Genomic DNA, 20,886 nt, shown 5'->3' with positions numbered 1-20,886 from the left:
TCAGCCGAAAACTCATCGCACCGTGCCTGACGTGTTTCCCGGGTAGTCCTCATCGGTCGGTGAGCAGCCGCCGACGAGGACACCGCATCACTCCCATGGCGCGGACCGGGAATAGCTTGCCGTCCGAGCGCGGCGCGTGGTCGATGGACCACGCGCCGCGCGACTCCAGCCGCTGGGCAGGGAGAATAGTGTCGGCGCGCATACGGTGCATGCGCGCCGCTACGACGACGCCTGCGCGCTCTGTGAAACAGCCATCGGCTCGGCACGGACCACCTGCTCACGGAGCCCGATCGGCTCGTCGTGCTGGCGGGCGGCCGCATAGACCTGCAAGTAGCGGGTGATGGCGATCCGACCCTCGTCGGTCAGCGCGTCACTCTCGTCGCCGCGCTGGTAGGCCAGTTCGAAGACGTGGTCACCCAGCTCTACGGCCACTTCGACGACGCGTCGGCTGGTGCCGGGCGCGAGCAGGCCGGTGGCAAGCAGGTGGCGGTGAAGCAGGTCGGTGAGCCTGCCGAGGTGCTTTCTGATGTCGTCGCGGAGAGCCTCGTTGTGCCGGGAGGCGTAGTAGAGCGCGACGAAGTCCGGGTGGGACATGTAGTGGCGGCCGTGAAAGGCGATGAACGCCTCGACGGCGGCCGCGATGTCCGGATGTGGCCGGGCGGTGGCGAGGGACTCCTCCAGTTCGCTGTCGAGGCGCGTGAGTTCGCGGGCGAGCAGCTGCTCGAAGATGGCGTCGCGGTTGGTGAAGAACTGGTACACAGTCGCGGCCGGGACACCAGCACGTTCCGCCACGGAACGGACCGTCGCCGCGTCGGTTCCCTCCGCCGTGATGATCTCCACGGCGGCGTCCAAGATCCGCTGGACGCGCTCGCGGCTGCGCTGCTGGACCGGTTCGCGGCGGAGGGGGCTGGCGTCGGGCACGGCATCCATGGTAGACACGAAAAAAATAACATGACGTCATGTTCATGTTCCAGTGGATCTCTTGCGGAGGCGACTACACCATGAGCGCGACCGGGGCAGCCGTCGATGCGTTGACCAAGGCGGGGCGGGCGATACGCGGCTCCGGGGGCGGCAGCACCGCGAAGGCCGCGTGCAACTTGTGCGAGGCGATTTGCGGGATCCAGATCACCATCGAGAGCGGGAGGGCCGTCGGTGTGCGCGGCGACCGCGACGACCCCCTATCCCGCGGCCACGTGTGCCCCAAGTCCGTAGCGATGACCGACGTGCACAGCGACCCGGACCGGCTACGGCGGCCGCTGCGCAAGATCGACGGAGAATGGGTGGAGGTGGACTGGTCCGAGGCGATCAGTGCGGCGGCCCGCGGACTCGCTCAGGCCCGTCGGCGGCACGGCGCGAATGCGGTGGCGGTCTACCTGGGCAACCCCTCGGTCCACAGCCTCGGCGCGATGACCCACGGGTCCGCGTTCGCCTCATTGCTGCGAACCCACAACCACTTCTCGGCATCCTCGGTCGACCAGTTGCCGCACCAGGTCGTTTCGGCACTGCTATACGGCCACCAGTTCCTGTTGCCGGAGCCGGATCTGGACCGGACACAGCACCTGCTCATGTTCGGCGCCAACCCGCGTGCGTCGAACGGAAGCCTGATGACCGCGCCGGATATGGCGCGGCGGCTGCGGGAGATCCGCGAGCGCGGCGGGCGGGTCACCGTCATAGACCCGCGCCGCACGGAGACAGCCGCGGACGCCGATGAGCACGTGTTCATCCGGCCCGGCACGGACGCCGCGGTGCTGTTGGCCATGGTGCACGTCGTCTTGCGAGACCGGGCACCGCGCCTGCCCGAATACGTCACGCGTGCGGACGCGCTCCGAGACGCGGTCGCCGAGTTCACGCCGGAAGCCGCCGGCCGTTTCAGCGGCGTGCCCGCCGCCACGATCACCCGCCTCGCCCACTCCTTCGCCGATGCGGGCCCCGCCGCCTGCTACGGCAGGTTCGGCGTGTCGACCCAGCGTCACGGGACGGTGTGCCAGTGGGCCATCCAGGTGCTCAATATCATCACCGGCAACCTGGGCCGCGAGGGCGGGACGCTGTTCACCGACCCGGCCATCGACATGACACGGCTGCTGAGCCCGGGCCATTTCGGTCGCCGCCGCAGCCGTGTGCGCGGGCTTCCTTCCTTCGCCGGGGAGTTTCCGGTCGCCGCCCTTGCCGAGGAGATCACGACGCCGGGCGAGGGGCAGGTCCGGGCGCTGTTGACGATCGCGGGAAACCCGGTGCTGTCCACTCCTGCCGGAGCCGCACTCGGCACGGCCCTCGGCGGCCTCGACTTCATGGTGGCCGTGGACTTCTACCTCAACGAGACCACTCGCCACGCCGACGTCATCCTGCCGCCGACCAGCGCGCTGGAACGAGACCACTACGACTTGGTTTTCCGGTCCTTCGCCGTGCGCAATACCGCGAAATACTCGCCCGCGGTGCTGCCCAAGCCGCGCGGCGCGCGGCACGACTGGGAGATCTTCCGCGACCTCGGCTCGGCCTACCAACGCCACCTCGGAGGCGGCCGGATGCAGGTATTGCGCCGTCGCCTCAGTAGGCCCGCCCTGGCCACCGAGATTCGGCTGCGGACACCGCCGCGCCGACTGGTGGACCTGCTCCTGCGCACAGGGCGCTACAAACTGAGCGTGCGGCGACTGCTCGCTCACCCGGCCGGGCTCGACCTGGGCCCGCTGCGGCCAGGCGTCGAGCATCGCCTGCGCACTCCTGACCGCCGACTACACCTCGTGCCACCGGAGATCGCGGACGCCCTCGACACTCTGCGCTCCGACCTGGGTACGGCTCCGGCGGATCCAGGGTCGCTGCTGTTGATCGGCCGACGGCACCTGCGCTCCAACAATTCCTGGATGCACAACTACGCCCGCCTCGTCGCCGGTCCGCAGCGACACCATCTGCTCATGCATCCTGCCGACGCGGCCCGCCTCGGACTGGCCGACGGGCCCGCCGTGCTGCGCTCGCGCACCGGCGCCGTGCGGGTGGACGTCAGGCAGACCACCGACATCATGGCGGGCACGGTCAGCCTGCCGCACGGGTACGGGCACGCGGCGGCGGAAAGCCGGCTGTCCGTGGCCTCCCGGGTCGCGGGCGCGAGCGCCAACGATGTCACCGACCCGCTGTTCCTGGACACCGTCAGCGGAAACGCCGCCCTCAACGGAATCCCGGTCACCGTGGAACCGCTCCCCGACTCCCGCTAGCAAGGAACGCCATGCCCCACGTCATCACCCAGCCGTGCTGCAACGACGCCTCCTGCGTGCCGGTGTGCCCGGTCGGCTGCATCCATCCCACCCCCGACGAACCGGGCTTCGCCTCCGCCGAAGCCCTCTACATCGACCCCGCCGGCTGCATCGACTGCGGCGCCTGCGTCGCCGAGTGCCCGGTCGGGGCGATCACCCGCGACACCGCGCCCGCCGCAGGCCGGTTCTTGGACCTGGCGGAGGCTTATTACCAGCGAAACCCGCTGCCGCCCGGCATCCCCGACGCCTCGCCGCCCGCTGCGCGGGCCGAGATCGAGGAGCTTCGAGTCGCGGTGGTGGGCTCCGGGCCCGCGGGCGCGTATGCCGCACTCGAGCTGCTCGAGCATCCGGGCGCGACAGTCACGATGTTCGACCGGCTGCCCACACCGTGGGGTCTGGTGCGAGGCGGGGTGGCCCCCGACCACCCGTCCACCAAATCCGTCACCGAGATATTCGAGCGCGCCGCCGCCAATGGCCGCTTCCGCTTCCACCTCAACGTCGAGGTCGGTACCCACATCAGCCACGACGAGCTGGCCGCAGCGCACCACGCCGTCGTCTATGCCTATGGGGCCTCCGGTGACCGCCGCCTGGGGATTCCCGGCGAGGACCTGCCGGGCAGCGCGTCGGCAACCGAGTTCGTGAACTGGTACAACGGCCACCCGGACTTCATCGACCGCACGTTCGATCTCTCCTGTCGCCGTGCGGTCGTCGTCGGCAACGGCAACGTCGCCCTCGACATCGCCCGCCTCCTGGTCGCCGATCCCGCGGAGCTCGCCGCCACCGATATGGCCGACCACGCGGTGGCCGCCCTGGCCGCAGGCACGATCGAGGAAGTCGTGGTGCTCGGCCGGCGCGGCCCCGCGCAGGCCGCGTACACCACTCCCGAGCTGCTCGCACTGACCGATCTCGACGGCGCCGATGTTCTCGCCTTGTCCGACGAGGCCAGGGTGGATCCCGACCAGCTCGCCGCACTTCGATCGGATCCGATCGGGCTGGCCAAAGCGCAGGCCACCGCGGAACTCACCACATGCCACCGCGGCGCGTCGCGCCGTATTGTCCTGCGCTACTTGTGTTCTCCGCTGGAGATCTTGGGCGATCAACGAGTCACCGGACTGCGTGTGACTCGCAATCGGCTCGAACACGGCCCCGGCGGCGACGTCCGCGCTGTCCCGACCGGAATCGAAGAGACCATCGAGGCGGGCCTGGTACTCCGGGCGGTGGGCTACCGCGGCGCTGCGCTGTCCGGGCTGCCCTTCGACCATGACCGCGGTGTACTGCCCAACGACTTGGGCCGAGTCCTCGCCGCGAGCGGCGAACCCATCCCCGGCGTTTACACGGCGGGATGGATCAAGCGGGGCCCGTCCGGAGGCATCGGCGCCAACAAGAAATGCGCACTGGACACTGTCGCCGCACTCCTCGCCGACCATTCCGCAGGATTGCTACCCACCCCGGCAACCACCCCGCAGGACCTCGACGCACTGGTCCGGCAGCGCCAGCCCACCGCCGTCGGTGTGCACGAGTGGAGGGCGATCGATCGGACCGAGCGCGACCTCGGCGCGGTTCAGGGACGGCCGAGGCGCAAACTTGCCTCGTTCCCCGCCCTGCTCGCCGTTGCGCATGGGGAGGACTCGATGCCGACGATTCCACTGCCGATCGACGCAGACGGGTTCCGCCTCTAACTATTCGTGCTAATGCCGCGTTCCCTCAAAGGTGGTAGATAAAACGGCGGCGTAGGGTCCTGGGTCTCGGGGCTGGTCGCTCCCAGACCCATGGTCGTGCGCGGGCATTGAGGGCGGCGGTGGCTTGGCGGGTGGCCTGGTCGATCTCGGTGTGGTTGGCGAAGATCCAGCCTGCGAGGGCTTCTCGCCGGAAGATCCGCCACCACGGCTCTTGCAGGTTGAGCCCGCATGCCCGACTGGGATGAAGGCATGTTTGATCCGGGGGTGACCCTCGAGCCATTCGTGGGTGGATTTGCTGTCGTGGCTGGACGACTCGGCGCCCGTCCGGGCTCGGCAAGCACCACCCATCGGCAGATGGTCGGCGACCGAGTTCGGCCGATGCAACCGTAGAGTCGTTGCGGTGCGGGAGCCCGATTGGTATTGCGATGAAGTGATTCCCCAGCTGGCCGAGGTGGATATCGTGGTTGAGACGGACCAGGTTCTGGCCTTTCGGCCACCGATCCCGGCTTCGGAGCCGAACATGTGATCGTGGTGCCGAAGAAGCACGTTCGATCCCTGCTGGAACTGGATCCAATTTTGGGGGCGCGCCTGTTGGAGGTTGTCCAGGCCGTTGCTCAGCAGGTCGTGCATGAGCATGGCGGTTGCCAGGTCCTGACGACTCTCGGCGACGAGCAACACAACAGGCATCTTCATATGCATGTGGCCGCCGGAGCGGGCGTGGCCAGATTCGTGACTCGCAGCGAACTGTAAGGGTAGGCCGTTGATTTCCGTAGCTTCTACGGACGGGGCGCCCGATCCACGATATGGCGAGACGGCTTGCCACCCGGTCATGCCGAATCGCTCGTCGACGCGGCCGGAACCAAGGCGAGTCCGATCTCCCCGGCGACGCGGTGACCGGATTCGGCGGCGCCGTCGATGTAACCCGCCCAACGGGTGGCGGTTTCGGTGCCCGCCCAGTGCAGCGAGCCGATCGCGGGGCGCAGAGCGTGCCCGAATCGGGTGAGGGTGCCCGGTGTGGTGAACGCACCGTAACAGCCGCGGCTGTATTCCTCTTCGGCCCAATCTTTTTCGATGTAGTCGATCGTTGTACGGGCGCGCGGACCGAAGTAGCTCACGAGGTCGTCGATCACCTGAGCGCGCCGGTCGGCCAGGTCCAATCGTGAGCCGACGTCGGCGTGGCGGCCTTCCAGGAAACCGACGAGCACGCCGGGTGATCCTGCGGGTGGGGTGTTGTCGAACACCGTCCCCAGCGGTCGATGGTCGCTGTTGGCCTGACCGCTCCACCCGTCTGCTCGCCAGAACGGTTCGTCGTAGACGACGTTGATCTTGATGACCCGGCCCATCGGCATCCGCTGGACGAGCTGATCGCGGTCGCCGGGCAGGCCGGGGGTGAAGCGGATACGCGCGGCCAGTGGCGGCGGCACCGCGATCACCGCGCGACGCGCCCGCACGACGGTCCCGCCGCTTCGGACACGGACACCGGCATCGTCCCAGTCCACCTCCGTTACGGGACTGTTGAGAACCACCCGATCGCCGAGCTGCTCCGCCAGAGCCAGCGCGATCGCCTGGGTGCCACCGACTACCCGATCCTGCTGGGCTCCGCCCGCTACACCGATCATGGAGTCGAGCCCGCCACCCGCACCGAGGTAGAAGCTCGCCCACAGCGCAGACATGTCCTCGGGTCCGGTGGAGAACACCGCCTCGGTGACCACCCGGAAGAACGCCCGCCCTTGCGCGGTGTGGGTGGCGCGGCGCAGCCAGGTGTCGAAGGTTTGCGAGTCCAGCGCTTCGGCACGATCCGCCCGCCACGGCTCGGTCCGCGACACCTGCCGTCCGATGCGGTCCAACCGCCATTGCGCCTGGGCGATGTCGGCCAAGGCCAGCGGGTTCATCCGGGGAATCCGGCCGGCGTACTCCGAACGAGATCCGCCGAGTTCGGCGATGTGGCGGCCGGCGGTATGGGTCGGATGAGTCTGCAAGCCGAGTTCATTGATCAACGCCATCGCCGCATGCTGTGTCGGACCGACCCACTGCCCGCCGACCTCGATGAGCTCACCACCGGGCAACTCGGCGTTGAGCAGACGCCCACCCACCCGGTCACGCGCTTCGAGCACCAGGACCTCATGGCCGGTGCGCATCAGGTCGCGGGCGGCGACAAGGCCCGCTATGCCCGCACCGACGGTGACGACATCCACTGTTCTGCCCATCTCGATCCTTCGGGTTCGTACGCTATGCATCTAGCATACATCATGTATGTGATAAACATACAGTATGGAGTCGCTGCGTGACAGGCACATCGAGAACACCCGCCGGACGCTGCTCGAGACCGCGGCCCGGCTGTTCGCCGAGCGGGAATACGCCGACCTGTCCGCCGAGGAGCTGGTGCGCGCCGCGGGGTTGACCCGAGGCGCGCTGTACCACCACTTCGACGGCAAGAAAGGACTGTTCGAAGCCGTCGTCGACGAGCTGGAAGACCGTGCGGCGCAACGCATCAGAGCTGCCATCGACTCCGCGACAGACCCCTTCGAACGCGTCGACCGCAGCCTCGGGGCTTTCCTCGACATCTGCGCGGAGCCCGATTACCGCCACATCGTGCTGCTCCAAGGCCCGATCGCGCTGGGCTGGCGCCGCTGGCGAGAAGTGGACCAGCGCCACCTCAGCAGCCTGGTACTCGAGGCTGCCCGCGACCTGCTGGACGCCGGCCTGATCCAGCCCCATCCACCGGCACTCCTCGCCAGCGCCTTCTACGGCGCCTTGACCGAGATGTCACTGACCATCGCCGAATCCGACGACACCGAGAAAGGCCGCGCCGAGGCCGCCGCCCTCGCACGGGCGCTACTGAGCGGGCTCGCCGTCAACTGACGACAAGAATGGCGATGCTCCGGCCACCACGGCGTCGGCTGATCTCGCCGTTCCAGAGCTGCACAGACGGCGTAACGAAACGTCGACGACAATCCTCAGCCGCACACCGCCGCCGCGTCGCACGCCGACACCGTCGGCAGGCTGGCGTGCTACGGGTTCCGATCGCTCATCATCGCGATCGACCAGGGTGCCGACGAACGCGCCACTGCCGCCGCGATATCGCACAGCGCCGACCCGCGGTCCCATCCGCGGCAGCCAGGCACTGACCGACAGGTGCGAGAACCTCCGTCGCGGAGCGCGTGGGCGGACTAGCGCCCGGGCGCGGCCTGCAATTCGGGTGCGGCGGCGGCCAGCAATGCGTCGCGGTCACGGTTCGACGGAGGATAGATACGCCGGGTGTTGATGGCGCGCTTGGTGACTTTGGCCTGCTCGCCGGACGCGACCACGTGGCGGTCCCAGCCCTCGGTATAGACCGCTCCTGCCGGTCCGAGATCGAGAACCGTGACATACCAAGGGATCCGCAGCGGCTTCATCGGCTCGCCCAGAAGATCGCCGATGACGTTGTATCCCGCGTATCGTCCCATCGGGCGGCTGTGCTGGCAGGACATCACCGACATGTGCTCGTCGTCCATTTTCGCGACAGCGACGTCACCGGCGGCGAACACCCCGGGAACACCGCGGACCCGCAGATAATCGTCGACGGGGAGTCGGCCCAGCCGGTCACGGTCGACCCCGAAATCCGCGGTTATCGGATTGGCCCGCATACCGGCACACCAGACGACAGTAGCGGCGGGCACCACTTCACCCGAGGAGAGCGTCACGCCGCGCCCGTCGACGGCGACGACCCCGACGCCCACCTTGGTTTCGATCCCGGCGTAGGCCAGCGCCGCCTCGATGACCGGGCGCGCCGATGCGCCCATGTCCGAGCCGACGAACGGGTTACGGTCGATCAGGACGACCCGCGGTGCGACGGCACGCGCGGCGAAGGTCTCGGCGAGCAACGCGGGCAGCTCGGTCGCCTCCTCGATCCCCGTCAAACCCGCCCCGACGACGACTACTGTCGCGGCCGCCGGGTCGGCGGGGCCCTCGGCGAGCCGGCGCAGGTGGGCTTGCAGTCGGGTCGCCGCGTCGTAGGTGTCGATGTCGAAACCGAATTCTCGCAGGCCGGGGATATCGGGCTTGACCACCTGGCTGCCCAACGCGAGCACCAGCCGGTCGTAGCCGTGCGCGCCCGCAGTGGATTCCACTACCCGCGCCGCGGCATCGATCGTGGTCACTTCGCCGACGATGTGCTCGACTCCGACCGGATCGAGAAGGGCGCTCAGCGGGATACGGGATGTGCTCAGATCGGCTTCGTAGTCGCGCACGCGAATGTCGTGATAAGGCGTGGCGCTGATCGTCGTGATATCCACGGTTCCGACCGCCACTCCGAGTTCGTCGAGCCGCCGGGCAGCCGCGAGCGCCGCCCACAGACCCGCGAACCCGGACCCGAGAACCACGACACGCGAGGCATCGGTCACTGCAAGGCGCCGCACCTCGTCATTCTACGACCGCGGCCGCGCGATTCTTGATGCTGGTCAGGACGCTTTCAGTGCCCGGGCCCACACCGCACGAAATCGCCGCGCAGGCAGCGCGACGGCCCGGCACCGGTTGCCGGGCCGTCCGCCGTTCCGCTCCGGCCTGTCGCCGATCTGCGCCCTGCACAGGGTTCAGCGGCGGCGAGGGCGGAAAACGACCGGCAATGCCGCTCGGGTCACCGCAGGCCACATCCGCCGATGACCGGGGAACCGAAGTGCCGGCCGGTCTAGAGATTTGCCCGGCCATACCTGGCCCGACCAGGCGTGCACGCTACCGACCAGCCGGCCGGGAAACCGGGCTCCCGGACGGAGACGGTGTGCTCCGGCCGGGATCGGGCAGCGAGTGTGGGGTCGAGTCGGCTACAGCATCGCTGCCGGGATGACCGAGATCAGTCCGCCGTCGACGAGGATGTCCTGCCCGTTGATGTAGGACGCTTCGTCCGACGCGAGGAAGGCGACCGCCGCCGCGACGTCCTCCGGAGTTCCGACCCGGCCGACGGCGACCGTGGTGGCGATCGCGGACTTGACCTCGGCGGATGCTTCGGCTTGGAAGGCCGGGGTGTCGATGTACCCCGGGCTCACCGAGTTGACGCGGATGCGCCGGGCCGTCAGATCGGCGGCGAAGGTTCGGGCCAGACTCTGCACCGCGGCTTTGCTCGCGGTGTAGAGGGCCGCGGCGGGCGCGCCGCGGTACGCGGCGAAGGATGCGTTGATGACGATCGCCGCCCCGTCCGGCAGGAGGGGCAGCGTCTTCTGGATGGTGAAGAACGCGGCCTTGAGATTGATGTCGAGGACGCGGTAGAACTCACTTTCGGTGACCGCATCGAGGGTCTGGAACGCGCCGATGCCGGCGTTCGCGAACACCACGTCCAGCCGGCCGAACCGGGCGCGGACAGTGCTGGCCACAGTTTCGAGATCGGTGAGATCGGCTGCGTCACCGGCAATTCCGAGTGCCTGATCCCCGAGTTCGTCGACCGCCGCGTCGAGCCGGGCCATGTCGCGCCCGGTGACGATCACCCGCGCTCCTTCGGCGATGAGCCGGTGCGCGGTGGCCAGGCCCATGCCGCTGGTGCCGCCGGTGACGAGTGCGATCTTGCCGTGGTATCGGGAACTGTCGTGCGTCATGGCTCCAGCGTGCCGACGCTGCCCCGGAGCGAACAGTGCGCATTTATGGGGGGTGTGGCACCACCACGCTGCGGCGTCAGGCGGACGACGCGACGCGCAAGCGATGCAACCGTTCCAGGCGCTCCGCGGTGGCGGTGCCCGGCCGCGGGTTGTACAGCACCAGTTGCCATTCGGGATGGTCTGCGACCGTCAGCGTCGTCGCGTCGAAGAACAATTCACCGAGGTCGGGATGACGCAGCGCGTTCACCGCCTGCGCCGGCACTCCGACTTCCTGCCGCTCCCAGAGTGCGGCGAATTCCGGGCTCACCGACCGGAGACTGTCCACCACCCTGCGGAAATCGGTGTCACCAGGACAAATAGCGGCACTTGCCCGATAAGCGGCGACGATAGCGGGGGCATTGTCCGCCCATACTTCGTCCATCGCGCGATAGCGAGGGTTCGTGAAATAGGTGAGCAGGCAATTGTGTTCGCCGTCGCCGTAGCCGAATACCGCCCGCGCGGTGTCGTTGAAGGTGAGCACATTCCAGTACCGGTCGCGCAGCACCGCAGGCCGACCGTCCCAAGCATCGATCAGCTGCCGCACTTCCGGCGTGACGGCTGTTCCCGGCGCGCAGTCGACAGGAGGCGGATTGAGTCCTGCCAGCAGGTACAGATGGATCCGTTCCGGTTCACTCAGCATCAGGACCCGGGCGATCGCATCGAGCACCTCGTCGGAGACGGTGATGTCGCGCCCCTGCTCCAACCAGGTGTACCAGGACACTCCGACCCCGGCCAGCACGGCGACCTCTTCCCGTCGCAACCCAGGCGTGCGCCGCCGGCCCGTCGCCGGGATGCCGACATCCTCCGGCCTCAGCCGCGCCCGCCTGGCGCGCAGGAAGTCACGTAGCAACTCACGGCGTCGCGGCACGGATTCGCTGGTCATAAGCCACGGTAACAAGTCCCCCTGGTCGGGGCATCAGGGCTCCGACGATCGCGCCGGTCACTCCGGGCCAGGTGACCTCGACGCCACGAACGGTGCGGGATTGCGCATCGGCCCGGTGCATCGGCGCGCGCGGAGGCGGGAGGGCCGGTGGTGACATCGGCGTGCGCGGGGCGCCAGTCGGGCAGGGCCAGCGGCGCTCCTCATCACGATGCCGGTGTCGACACCACGAGCGGTATCTGCCGGAGGGTCCGTCGCTGATGCCGCTCATACCCGCGCTGCCAACCGGCCGGGTGCGCCGAAGAGCCCGCACTGCGGCAAAAGGTTCTCCCCGCGACACGAATCGAACGTGGGTGGGCGTCGAACACGGCTCACAGCGGCGCCGACTGCCACCACTGGTCGAAGAGGTCCTGGGCGGTGTGGTGGTCCCAGGACACGCCGCGTCGAACTCGAGCGCGCGTCGAGGCCGCGTCGGCAGCCTCGCGCATCGAGCGGCCGAAGAGGGCGCAGCGACTCCCCTGTGCAGCGACCTCGCACCTGAGCGCCGCCGCCATCCACCAACTCCGGCCCGCTCGCCGACTTCCGCCACCGGCCCCGAGTCCCCGGATCGGTACAGCCGTGCGCCGTCGCGGTCGAACGGGTTGGCCACGCGTCGGATCGCGGTCAGTGGCGGCCCTGCGAGGGAGAACGGCTGGGCCACTGGTGAGTGGCCGGCCGCGACGACGTGCGCGGCGCCATGGTGGGGCGTGCCGTCCCCATGCTCGCCGACGCAGGCAGTGGCACGGACGGGTGTACCGGTCCCGGTATGCGGACTCGCCGCGGGTGCTGACGAGCCGGTGTCAGCGGCCGTGCAGCCAGCTCTCCTTCAGTTTCCAGTGGTTGTCCCACCATGCCTGGACGGCCGCGGGGTCGGCGTTCCACGGCGGCGGCGGAGATTCGCCGGGGAAGAGGTAGGTGTCATCGGGGACCGCGGCGGTGGTCGGCGACGGGCCGGGCGGTTCGGGCGAATATGTGGTGGTGGTCGGCCGGTGCCGCTCCTGGGAAGGTTGCGGCTCGACCTGCGGTGGAACCGGAGCCGGCGGCAGGGGTTGCGCGGCCGGCGCTTGCGCCTCGTCGTCGAGGGGGTACGGCGCGGGCGCAGGTGGCGCGGGCGGTCCAGGATACGGCTCGGGAGGGGCTGCCGGGCCGGGCAGGACGGCGATCGGGGCTTGCTCGCCCGCGGCGGCAGGTGGGGCCGCCGCCGGGTTCGGGACGACGGGCTGGGCGGCGGAGATCGGCGCCTGCCCGGGACCGCGGACCTCGGCGTCGGCCGGTCGGCCCTCCCGTGCCTGTGCGACCGCGATCGCCGCTCCGCCCAGCACCGCGGCCGCGGCTGCCCCGGCAAGAATGACGCGTCCGGGATGTCGGCGATCCGACGCCGCCGGCGCCGCCGATGTACTCCGGAACGGAGCCGCGGCGACCAAGGCCGCGCCGTAGGCGGCAGCGTTGGCATGGTCGGGCGCCACGATGACCGGTACGGCGAGTCCGCGCCGCACCGCGGCCACGACGTCCGGGTTTCCCGCCGAGGAGCCACAGAGGACCACCGCATCCGGCGACAGCTCGGCCGCCGCCAGCGCGGGCCGGATCCGGTCGATCGCCAGATCCGCGCTATCGGCGTCGACGACACCGGACGACCACGCGCCGGAGGTGCGGATCTGGTGGCGATCCGAGCCGGTGACGAGATAGGACGTGTGGTATCCGACGACCTCCAGCACCAGCAGGGTGTCGTACCGCGCCACGTCCGGGAAGTCCTGGAGCAGCGCCAGCAGCGCGGTTTTCGTCGAGACGAGCGACGATGATCGCCACGACACCGACGACAGTTGCGAGACAATTGCCCGCCGCTCGGCCACCGTCCGGTAGGCCACGGCTACGTCATCGATGTCGGTACCGGCCCCGGCTTCGTCCGTCAACGCGTCGAGCGCGGCGGCCACCGCGGCGGCGGTCGAGTGTTCGACCGGCTGTGCGATGTCCCGCAGCACGTCCGGCCGGGTACCCCGTGGCGCCGTCGACGCGATCATGACGCCACGCACCACGGCCTGTTCAGCTGATATTCCGACTGTGGCCCTCATGAGATCACCTCTGCTCGACCGGTCTCGGACGGAATTCGTCACCGCGGCCGCCGGCGATCGGTCCGGGTTCGGATCCGGGCCACACGCTCGCCGAACGCCCGCCGCACGAGATGACGCTGTCGAAGACCACGAGAGCGAGCCCTGACCGGTAGGTGCGGGCGTGCTCAGAAGTGCCTGGCCTCCTTGGCGCCGCTGGTAGATGCCACGTGTTAGCTAACGATCAGAATACGTCTGTTCTCGCGGTCCGGATACGGCTTCGAGGCAGCGTCGGACGGGATACGAGAACGATCTCGGCGAAATGACTGGGCGGCGGTGAACGACCCCTGACACCGGGACCGTGCCGCGTTCGGGTCGGGGGAAGTGAGCGGTGTTCATTCGTCGGCCAGTTCGTAGGTCCCGAGTGACCGCACCAGCCACCCTCATGCCGGGCTCCGCCGTGGCGGCCACGCTGCATCGGCCCCGGTTGTCCTCCGAATTGTTGCCTCGACTACGCCCGCGACTTCGGCCGGACCGCGGTCGGCGTGGAGGCCCCCGCAGCCCAGCCTGTCCCTGCGCCACCTCGGCCCGCCCTGCACCGAAGCAGCAGCCCGAAGGCGAGACACGGCTGACCGGCGCGGTGGGATCAGCCGGCAGGCGGCGGTTGCGGTGGGGCCGGGAGCGGGATGACGATGCCGAACGGCAGGGTGATCCCGGGCGGCGGCGTCGGCGCGGGCGCGGCATCCGGAACCGGTTCGGGTTCCGGCGCGGGCGGTGTGGTGACGGCTGGTCCGGGGTTACGCGGTTCGGGCTCGTGCGGTTCGGCTTCCTGCTCCGGCGCGCCAGTTGCCGGGCCGGTGGCGGCGTCCGTCTCGGGTTGCGCGCATTCGGCCACTCGGGCGTCGGCTGGTGCGGCGCCACTATCCGGGTTGCCGGACGCATCGAGGCTGTTCGCGCCGGGGTTCGGTAGCTGCCCGGGCGCCGCGCCGTAGGATTGCCCCGGCGCGAGCGGGATGCGCGCGATGCCGGGCTGCCCCGGTTGTGGCATCGGCGCGGGAACGGGTTGCGCGACACAGGGATTCACGGGCGGGGGCGGCGGGCAGAAGATGACGCACGGGATCGGCGGCAGGCCCGGGATCGTGATCATCACCTGCGTCGGCGCTTGCTGCTGCGGCGCGGGCACGCGCGGCGACTCGACCGGTGCAGGCACCGCCGTGGTCACCGCCGTCATCTCCGAACCAGGACCCACCGGCGCGAGCGTGCCCGGCGCCACCAGATCCGGCGAGATCCGCACCTGCGTCGGCGAACCCCCCGTCCGATACGCCGCCGACCAGCTCAGCACATTCGCCGCGTACGCCATCGAGTTGTTGTACCGCAACACCGCCCGCAACTCCTGCGACCCATCCCGCAGATCCGAACCCCCCGAACACAGATACTTCCCCGCCGCCAACGCCGCATCGAACACATTGTGCGGATCGGCCACCCCGTCCCCGTTCCCGTCCGCCCCGTAAGCACTCCAGGTCCCGGGCAGGAACTGCATCGGACCCAACGCCCGCACATACCCCCCGTCCGCCGCCTTGATCACCTCGTTACCCGGCAGACTCCCATCCAACGCCGGACCGAAGATCGGCGCCACCGTCGTCCCCGCCGCATCCATGCGCCCACCACGAGCATGCCCCGACTCGATCCGCCCGATCCCCGCCAGCAAACTCCACGACAACCCACACCCCGGCGTCGAGGACGCCAACGCCAACTCCGCATTCCGATACGCCGCCAACACCACCTCCGGAATCCCCAACGCACCGCCCACCCCGGGGAGCGAAACCTCCTGCAACGGGACCACGCCCGCGAACGGCGTCACCGCCCGCAACCGCCGCGGGCCCTCCGCCGCCACCGGCAACAACCCCACCACCCGCGATTGTTCGCTCTCCACACCTTTGTTCGCCGCTGCCAGCACTTCCGGCGCCCGCGGCGCCGGAGCAGGCACCGATGCCTGCACCCCCGAACCACTCACCACCGCACCAGCAACAACCAAAGCCGAGACCGTTATCGGAGCAGATACACGCATTCGGCCACACCCAATCCTCGACGTCGTCCGCGTCTCGGGACGAATGCTTCCGCACGGACAACGGAGTCCTTCTGCGGGGCCGCGCATTCGACCCCGACCCGCCCCGAAGGGGGCGAACCTGCGATAACATACGGTACACAATACCGAGTACATCGCGGGTAGTATCAGGGAAACTCGCAGTAACTTAACGTTTCTCGCGGCAACCCTGAATCCAGGGTACCGGCCCATGCCGCCATCCGCCCGTGCCCGTTTCGTCCGCCGCTGCCCCGGAGGCGATCTGCGGATTCTCCGGCCGCAACCACGCCGCCGCCCTTGCCGAGATGCCACTCGGAGCCGTCCCGCGGAAGCGATCCAGGACCTGACACCCCGAACACGGGCTCGAATCCGACACTGTGCCTGGCTTTCTCGTCGTTCTCCACCGAACCGATACGGTCATCGGCGAAACCGCGGGCGATGTGCTCGATCGGTACTATCGCAGTTTCGGCGAACTCGACGAACAGGGGGAGCTCATGGTCACCACGGTGCGTCAGATCGTGTGGGAGGTCGTAGGAAGCAAGGTTCCGGAAGAACGGTGGCTGCTGGAAAGTTTGGATCCCTTGGACGACGAGCAGGTGAGCCGTTCGCTGCGCCGCGCCGGTGCGCGCTGGCGGGGACCGCTGCGCTTCGGCATTCCCGACGCCGCACCGTTCGTGGTGCCGCTGGTCTGGATGGTGGTGGAGCAACTCTCGGACCATGCGACCGGTAAGGCGGTCGATGCCGCCACGAAGAGAATCGGTACTCGTGTGCGCGCCATGATCGGCAGGCGGCCGGTGCCGGATCGGACAGTATCTCCGGTCAGCCCGGAGACGTTGCGGCGCGTGCGGAACCGAATCATCGATGGCGCGATCGCGCGCGGATTCGACAGCGCGCGGGCGGAGGAACTGGCCGAGGAGGTCGTCGCCCAACTCCGGGAGATCGAGCCGGATATCGGGCAGTGACCAGAACAGCCGACGATTCGCGTAGGCATCGCGGCTTCCTCGCCTGGGGTTCCCGGCGCCGTTTCGTCCTGCTGCTGGCGGTGATTCCGGCTTGGTCGCTCATCCTGTCCACCCGGATGCTGCTGGCATTACAGGGTGAAGCCGTCTACCGACGTTGCCTGGACGCAGCCGGATTCGATCCGGCCGCCCCATGGGACGTGGCGTTTCTGCGGCTTTCCATCGAGATCGGCCGATACTCGCATTGTTACCCGGAAACCGTGTCCCACGCGGTCCGGCCGGCGCTCTGGTGGACTGCCGCGGTGCTGATCGTGGCGTTGATAAGCTACCGGATCGGACCACTGTGGGCTCGACGTACGGCGTTCGGGGCAGTGCCCGCTCCGATGCGGGCCACGCTCGACGCACTCGTAGAGATCGCCGGACTCGCCTCGCGCCCACCCAACTTCGTTGTCGCGGTCTTCGATCGCAGCAAGGATGCCGTCACCATCCGCCGTGCGCGCCGACCCACGATCTGCCTCGGCGCGGGCCTGGTCAAAGAGGGGTTGGGCAGGAGTCGACAGAGCAGGCGGGAGCGCGGGCCCGACACCTTCCGGGCGGTCGTGCTCCATGAACTGGCTCATGTGCACAACCGGGACATCATGATCGGATACGGTGCGCGCGCCCTGTGGCTGACGTTCGTCCTCGGTGTCGTCCTACCCACTGCCACAGTGCATCTCTGGTTGTCGACCGGCCTCGCCGCGACAGGCGCCTACTCTCACCACTGGCCGAACGGCGCTGTGCGCCCGCTGCACGAGGTCATTTTTGTCGGCGCGCTGGTCGTGACGGGTCACCTGATCTACGCGGGACTGCAGCGCACTCGCGAGCAGGTAGCCGATCACGACGCACGAGTGTGGGGAGCAGACCCCGCGGTCTGGGCGGAACTCGAGCGCAGCACCGATGCGCAGGCGGAGTTCCGCCGCGCCGGCCTGCTGTCATTCCTACGCAGGCCCGGTGCAGGAACTCGCCGCGCGATCGAACTGTTCGCCGAGGTCGTACTCAGGCTCTGGACCCGGATCGCCGAGAGCTGGCAGACACATCCGATGAGCGCCCGACGATGCCGCTGGCTGGCCGAATCCGGATTCATCGACGACAATCACGGCAAGATCCTGCCCAGCTTCCTCGCGGTAGGGGCGTGCGTGCTGACCGCGACCGGGATGGATCGCGTCTGGCCGGGCATCGAAGGTGTCCCACGCCTCGTCATGATCACTGCGGTCGTGCTGACGCTCGCGATACTGTTCTCGCTGAGCGACGGTATCTCCAGGGGCAAGACCCACCAGTGGAGACACTCCGCCGCCCGCGACGACAGCGATATCTCTGATCTGCCGAATCTCGTGGACCCCGGCCACCTCGAGCTGCCATGGAGGCACCACGACGAGGACGACAGATGGTGGCCCTAGCTCCGCCACTGGGACAGCCGATCGAACCGGCGCCCCTGCTGGTCAGTTCCGTTTCAGAGTGCCGACGTTCAGCGATCCACTCCCGGCGGGCCGCAATTTCTTCTCTGCCGCGTGGACGTAGCCGACGGGATCTTTGTCGACCGGCTCGACGCCGGCGAAGTTCCGCGCCTCGTACGCGGCGAAGGCGACGGCCAGCTGATGGCGGCGCGCCAGCCCGGTCAGACGGCGGAAGTCGGTGAGGCCCTCGCGTTCTTCCTCGGCCATGTGATCGCTGTTGGCCGCGTTCGCTGCCGCGACGGCCGCGTACCAGGCATCGGTGCCGACCTGATGACGCGCCACCTCGGCGATCGCGTCCCTGATCTCGTTGTGGTCGTGGATGGCGTCGAGTGTCTCGCTCTCCACCCCGCCCGCGCGGTGGGCCGCGATACCCGCCTGGAGCAGCGCGGGGTAGAAGATCTCCTCCTCCGCCTGCGCGTGCAACTCGAGGAAGGCCGCCAGCCGGTCCCAGATCGCGGAGAGCACGTCGGTCTGCGCCGGATCGATCTGCTCCAGGATGGCGAACAGCCGCCGTTGTTCATGGTGGTCATCGAGAATCAGCTCGGTAATGTCCACGAATCCTCCCTGACATCGCACTTCAGGTCAGCACTGAACGCCGAGGCAGACTGCGGACTGCCCCTCATGGACACCCGGCATCTCCCCAAGGGTCCTGACGATAATCCATCGCCGAGCCGCTCCGCTGCCAACGCACCGCTCAGCCACCTGGTACCTGTCTCCCGCACCGTTAGGGGTCGAGTGCCGGGTGATATTCGGCCGCGCGATGCTCGCTTCCATGCCGTTCCTCGGCGCGCTGAGGTTCATGAGGCAGGTCAGAGCACGTCCGGGCGCGGTAGGACGTCTAGTTCTCGGCGCGACGATAGGGCGGAACTACCCGTTCCCGGTCGGCGGCGATCTGTCGCCGCCGGGCCGCCATCGCATCCGCGGGCGAGGAACCGGTGGACAGCGCGTGGAAGAGGGCAGCCGCGTCCTCGATCGCGTCCCGCGCGCCGACTCCTTCGGCGGGTGTGATGGCGTGATCGGCGTCGCCGCACAGGATCACCGGGAGTTGCGGGGAAGCCGCGGTGGCGAAGGGGACGTTGCGCGCATTCGAGACATGCACGGTCACGGTTTCCGCGAGCAGACCCTCCACCACATCGGAGATGCCCGGTGCGACCGTTCGGATGAGTTCGGTCCACTCCGCTACCGGATGGAATCCGAGGTCCCGGGCGGCAAGAGGCGGGCGGGTGACTCTGGCGAACCAGACGGAAAGTCCTTCGTCCCAGTAGTGGCCGAATGCGCCCACCGGACGGCCGTCCGCTCCGATCCGGCCGTCGAAATGCAACACCGTGCTCTTGGTGCGTAATGCCTGGGCGCGTTCGGTGCGGCCGTAGAACACGATCTGCCCGGCGTACTCGGGAGTTCGCCCCGGTTCGATCCGGCGGCGGACGAGGGAATCGATGCCGTCGGCCGCGATGACGACGTCGTCGGTGGACAGCCGAGCAGCGCCGCTGAACAGCACGCCCTGGTCGATATCGGTCACCGCGGTGTCGTAGTGGAATTCCGCCGCTGTGGTAGCGGCGAATTCGGTCAGCACCGACATGAGTTCGGCACGCAGGTACAGCCGATGACCACGGCTCGGCCCGAAACGCGCTTCGCCCGGCTGGTATTCGACCCGCAGGGCGTCCACCGGATGAGCGACCTCCTCCAGCCGGTCGGCGCGCACGCCTAGACCGGTCAGCGCGGCGTGCGCACGATCGTCCAGTACGAGGAACGCACCGGCGCCGACCGATGGCTGGCTTTCGTACACCCGGACCGGAATGCCCTCTCGCCCAAGCGCTCCGGCGAGGACGGTCCCCGCGATTCCTCCGCCGACAATGGTGACCATGCACTCAGCGTAGAGCGACGTGCGATGAACGCGCCGCCGATCACTGCCGACGACAGCGCGGAAGCAGCACGGTGGCGTCGCCACCTCGGCACCGTCGGAAGCGTGCCCGGTGGAGAGCCTTGATCGGGTCGGCGAACTCGGCGACCGGTCCGTCGACCACGGCGTCCGGAAGGACCGCGGTGATCGGCAGCGCCGCGACGGGGGCGCGCGGGATGCCCCACTCCGTCAGCCAGGACACCAACTGGCCGGAGGACACGGCGTACACGATCCGCCCGAGGCCGACCCAACCGTGGCTCGCCGCGCACATCGGGCAGTGCTCGCCGGAGGTATAGACGGTCGCGGCGGCACGTTCGTCAGGCGGCAGGTGGGCCGCTGACCACCGGGAGATCTCGAACTCGGGATGGCGGGTCGGGTCACCGGCCTTGATCCGGTTGCGGTCTTCGAAGAGCACGTCTCCGCCGACCGAGACCAGGACCGAGCCGAACGGCTCGTCCCCGTCCTCGAGTGCCTCCCGGGCCAGTTCGACGCAGCGGTGCAGGTGCGCCAGGTCCTCGACGGTGATGGTCATGACGTCATCCTGCGCCCACTCGACCCGCTGAGCACCCGTGATCCCGACGGCCGGACGAGAATGGGCCTTGCCGGAATCGACAAGGCCCATTTTCCGACCCGCTCGATCCGCTACTGCGTCGGCACCGGTCCGCATTCCTTGGCCATCAAGTCGGGAAGGTGCGCCCATCCGGACGTGCAGCTCACCACCTCGCCGCCGTTCACCACGAACGGCTGCGTGATCTCTCCGCTCATCGGCGCGCCGTTGGCTGCCGTGCAGTCCATGGCGGTTACCCTGCCCTCCCATACCGGCGAATGGGACGAACAGTTGTAGCTCCACATCTCCTGCGCGGAGACGGTCGGCGGACAGAACAACAACGCCGCCGCGGCAGCGAGGAAGGGGGGAAGGCCCAGACGAACGAGGCGTGTCGCATTCATGACGATCTCCTT

The 20,886-nt window shown here is 68.8% G+C and carries 18 protein-coding genes; 7 read left to right on the top strand and 11 right to left on the bottom strand.

Annotated features, from left to right (window positions below):
- Positions 1–219: 219 nt before the first annotated feature.
- Positions 220–921 carry a TetR/AcrR family transcriptional regulator gene (locus tag ACWEKR_RS04265; protein ID WP_452353233.1) on the bottom strand — a complete coding sequence of 234 codons (702 nt, stop codon included), beginning with the start codon at positions 919–921 and terminating at the stop codon, positions 220–222.
- A 38-nt stretch (positions 922–959) separates the two neighbouring features.
- On the opposite strand from ACWEKR_RS04265, the gene ACWEKR_RS04260 reads away from it, so the two are divergent.
- The 4 genes from ACWEKR_RS04260 to ACWEKR_RS04245 all read left to right on the top strand — a co-directional run bounded on the left by ACWEKR_RS04260 (position 960) and on the right by ACWEKR_RS04245 (position 5,674).
- Positions 960–3,206: a molybdopterin-dependent oxidoreductase gene (locus ACWEKR_RS04260; RefSeq protein ID WP_452353232.1), complete on the top strand. Its 2,247-nt coding sequence runs from the start codon at positions 960–962 to the stop codon at positions 3,204–3,206.
- Positions 3,207–3,217: 11 nt separating this feature from the next.
- A complete protein-coding gene (locus ACWEKR_RS04255; RefSeq protein WP_452353231.1) occupies positions 3,218–4,924 on the top strand; it encodes an FAD-dependent oxidoreductase in 1,707 nt (568 codons plus the stop codon).
- Between the two features lie 400 nt (positions 4,925–5,324).
- Positions 5,325–5,450, top strand: a complete 126-nt coding sequence (locus tag ACWEKR_RS04250; protein WP_452353230.1) for a hypothetical protein — start codon at positions 5,325–5,327, stop codon at positions 5,448–5,450.
- 2 nt (positions 5,451–5,452) lie between these two features.
- On the top strand, positions 5,453–5,674 hold the full coding sequence (locus ACWEKR_RS04245) for a hypothetical protein (RefSeq protein ID WP_452353229.1): 222 nt from the start codon (positions 5,453–5,455) through the stop codon (positions 5,672–5,674).
- Positions 5,675–5,751: 77 nt separating this feature from the next.
- Here the strand turns inward: ACWEKR_RS04245 and ACWEKR_RS04240 are convergent, their stop codons facing one another.
- Positions 5,752–7,131: a flavin monoamine oxidase family protein gene (locus tag ACWEKR_RS04240; RefSeq protein ID WP_452353228.1), complete on the bottom strand. Its 1,380-nt coding sequence runs from the start codon at positions 7,129–7,131 to the stop codon at positions 5,752–5,754.
- A 64-nt stretch (positions 7,132–7,195) separates the two neighbouring features.
- On the opposite strand from ACWEKR_RS04240, the gene ACWEKR_RS04235 reads away from it, so the two are divergent.
- On the top strand, positions 7,196–7,786 hold the full coding sequence (locus ACWEKR_RS04235) for a TetR/AcrR family transcriptional regulator (RefSeq protein ID WP_452353227.1): 591 nt from the start codon (positions 7,196–7,198) through the stop codon (positions 7,784–7,786).
- 308 nt (positions 7,787–8,094) lie between these two features.
- Here the strand turns inward: ACWEKR_RS04235 and ACWEKR_RS04230 are convergent, their stop codons facing one another.
- The 5 genes from ACWEKR_RS04230 to ACWEKR_RS04210 all read right to left on the bottom strand — a co-directional run bounded on the left by ACWEKR_RS04230 (position 8,095) and on the right by ACWEKR_RS04210 (position 15,505).
- Positions 8,095–9,306: an NAD(P)/FAD-dependent oxidoreductase gene (locus tag ACWEKR_RS04230; RefSeq protein ID WP_452353439.1), complete on the bottom strand. Its 1,212-nt coding sequence runs from the start codon at positions 9,304–9,306 to the stop codon at positions 8,095–8,097.
- A 417-nt stretch (positions 9,307–9,723) separates the two neighbouring features.
- Positions 9,724–10,488 carry a glucose 1-dehydrogenase gene (locus ACWEKR_RS04225; RefSeq protein WP_452353226.1) on the bottom strand — a complete coding sequence of 255 codons (765 nt, stop codon included), beginning with the start codon at positions 10,486–10,488 and terminating at the stop codon, positions 9,724–9,726.
- A gap of 76 nt (positions 10,489–10,564) precedes the next feature.
- Positions 10,565–11,410 carry a helix-turn-helix transcriptional regulator gene (locus ACWEKR_RS04220; protein WP_452353225.1) on the bottom strand — a complete coding sequence of 282 codons (846 nt, stop codon included), beginning with the start codon at positions 11,408–11,410 and terminating at the stop codon, positions 10,565–10,567.
- Positions 11,411–12,246: 836 nt separating this feature from the next.
- Positions 12,247–13,515, bottom strand: coding sequence for a hypothetical protein (locus tag ACWEKR_RS04215; RefSeq protein ID WP_452353224.1), 1,269 nt, complete (start codon positions 13,513–13,515; stop codon positions 12,247–12,249).
- 622 nt (positions 13,516–14,137) lie between these two features.
- The gene (locus ACWEKR_RS04210) at positions 14,138–15,505 is read right to left on the bottom strand and encodes a lytic murein transglycosylase (protein WP_452353223.1); all 1,368 of its coding nucleotides are present in this window, start codon (positions 15,503–15,505) and stop codon (positions 14,138–14,140) included.
- A 446-nt stretch (positions 15,506–15,951) separates the two neighbouring features.
- Between ACWEKR_RS04210 and ACWEKR_RS04205 the strand changes: the two genes are divergently transcribed.
- Both ACWEKR_RS04205 and ACWEKR_RS04200 read left to right on the top strand, forming a co-directional pair.
- Positions 15,952–16,536 carry a hypothetical protein gene (locus ACWEKR_RS04205; protein ID WP_452353222.1) on the top strand — a complete coding sequence of 195 codons (585 nt, stop codon included), beginning with the start codon at positions 15,952–15,954 and terminating at the stop codon, positions 16,534–16,536.
- A complete protein-coding gene (locus ACWEKR_RS04200) occupies positions 16,533–17,969 on the top strand; it encodes a M48 family metalloprotease (protein WP_452353221.1) in 1,437 nt (478 codons plus the stop codon). Before ACWEKR_RS04205 ends, ACWEKR_RS04200 begins: the two co-directional genes overlap by 4 nt.
- A gap of 42 nt (positions 17,970–18,011) precedes the next feature.
- Here ACWEKR_RS04200 and ACWEKR_RS04195 read toward each other — a convergent pair whose 3' ends face one another.
- The 4 genes from ACWEKR_RS04195 to ACWEKR_RS04180 all read right to left on the bottom strand — a co-directional run bounded on the left by ACWEKR_RS04195 (position 18,012) and on the right by ACWEKR_RS04180 (position 20,874).
- On the bottom strand, positions 18,012–18,581 hold the full coding sequence (locus ACWEKR_RS04195; RefSeq protein ID WP_452353220.1) for a hemerythrin domain-containing protein: 570 nt from the start codon (positions 18,579–18,581) through the stop codon (positions 18,012–18,014).
- 283 nt (positions 18,582–18,864) lie between these two features.
- Positions 18,865–19,890, bottom strand: a complete 1,026-nt coding sequence (locus ACWEKR_RS04190) for an FAD-dependent monooxygenase (protein ID WP_452353219.1) — start codon at positions 19,888–19,890, stop codon at positions 18,865–18,867.
- Positions 19,891–19,930: 40 nt separating this feature from the next.
- Entirely contained in the window at positions 19,931–20,458 is a 528-nt protein-coding gene (locus ACWEKR_RS04185; RefSeq protein ID WP_452353218.1) for a nucleoside deaminase, read from the bottom strand.
- 110 nt (positions 20,459–20,568) lie between these two features.
- Positions 20,569–20,874 (bottom strand): hypothetical protein, encoded by a 306-nt coding sequence (locus tag ACWEKR_RS04180; protein WP_159846990.1) that lies wholly within the window; start codon positions 20,872–20,874, stop codon positions 20,569–20,571.
- Positions 20,875–20,886 lie beyond the last annotated feature (12 nt).

The organism is Nocardia sp. NPDC004573 (genome assembly GCF_053602135.1).
This window is presented reverse-complemented; position numbering and strand designations above follow the sequence as displayed.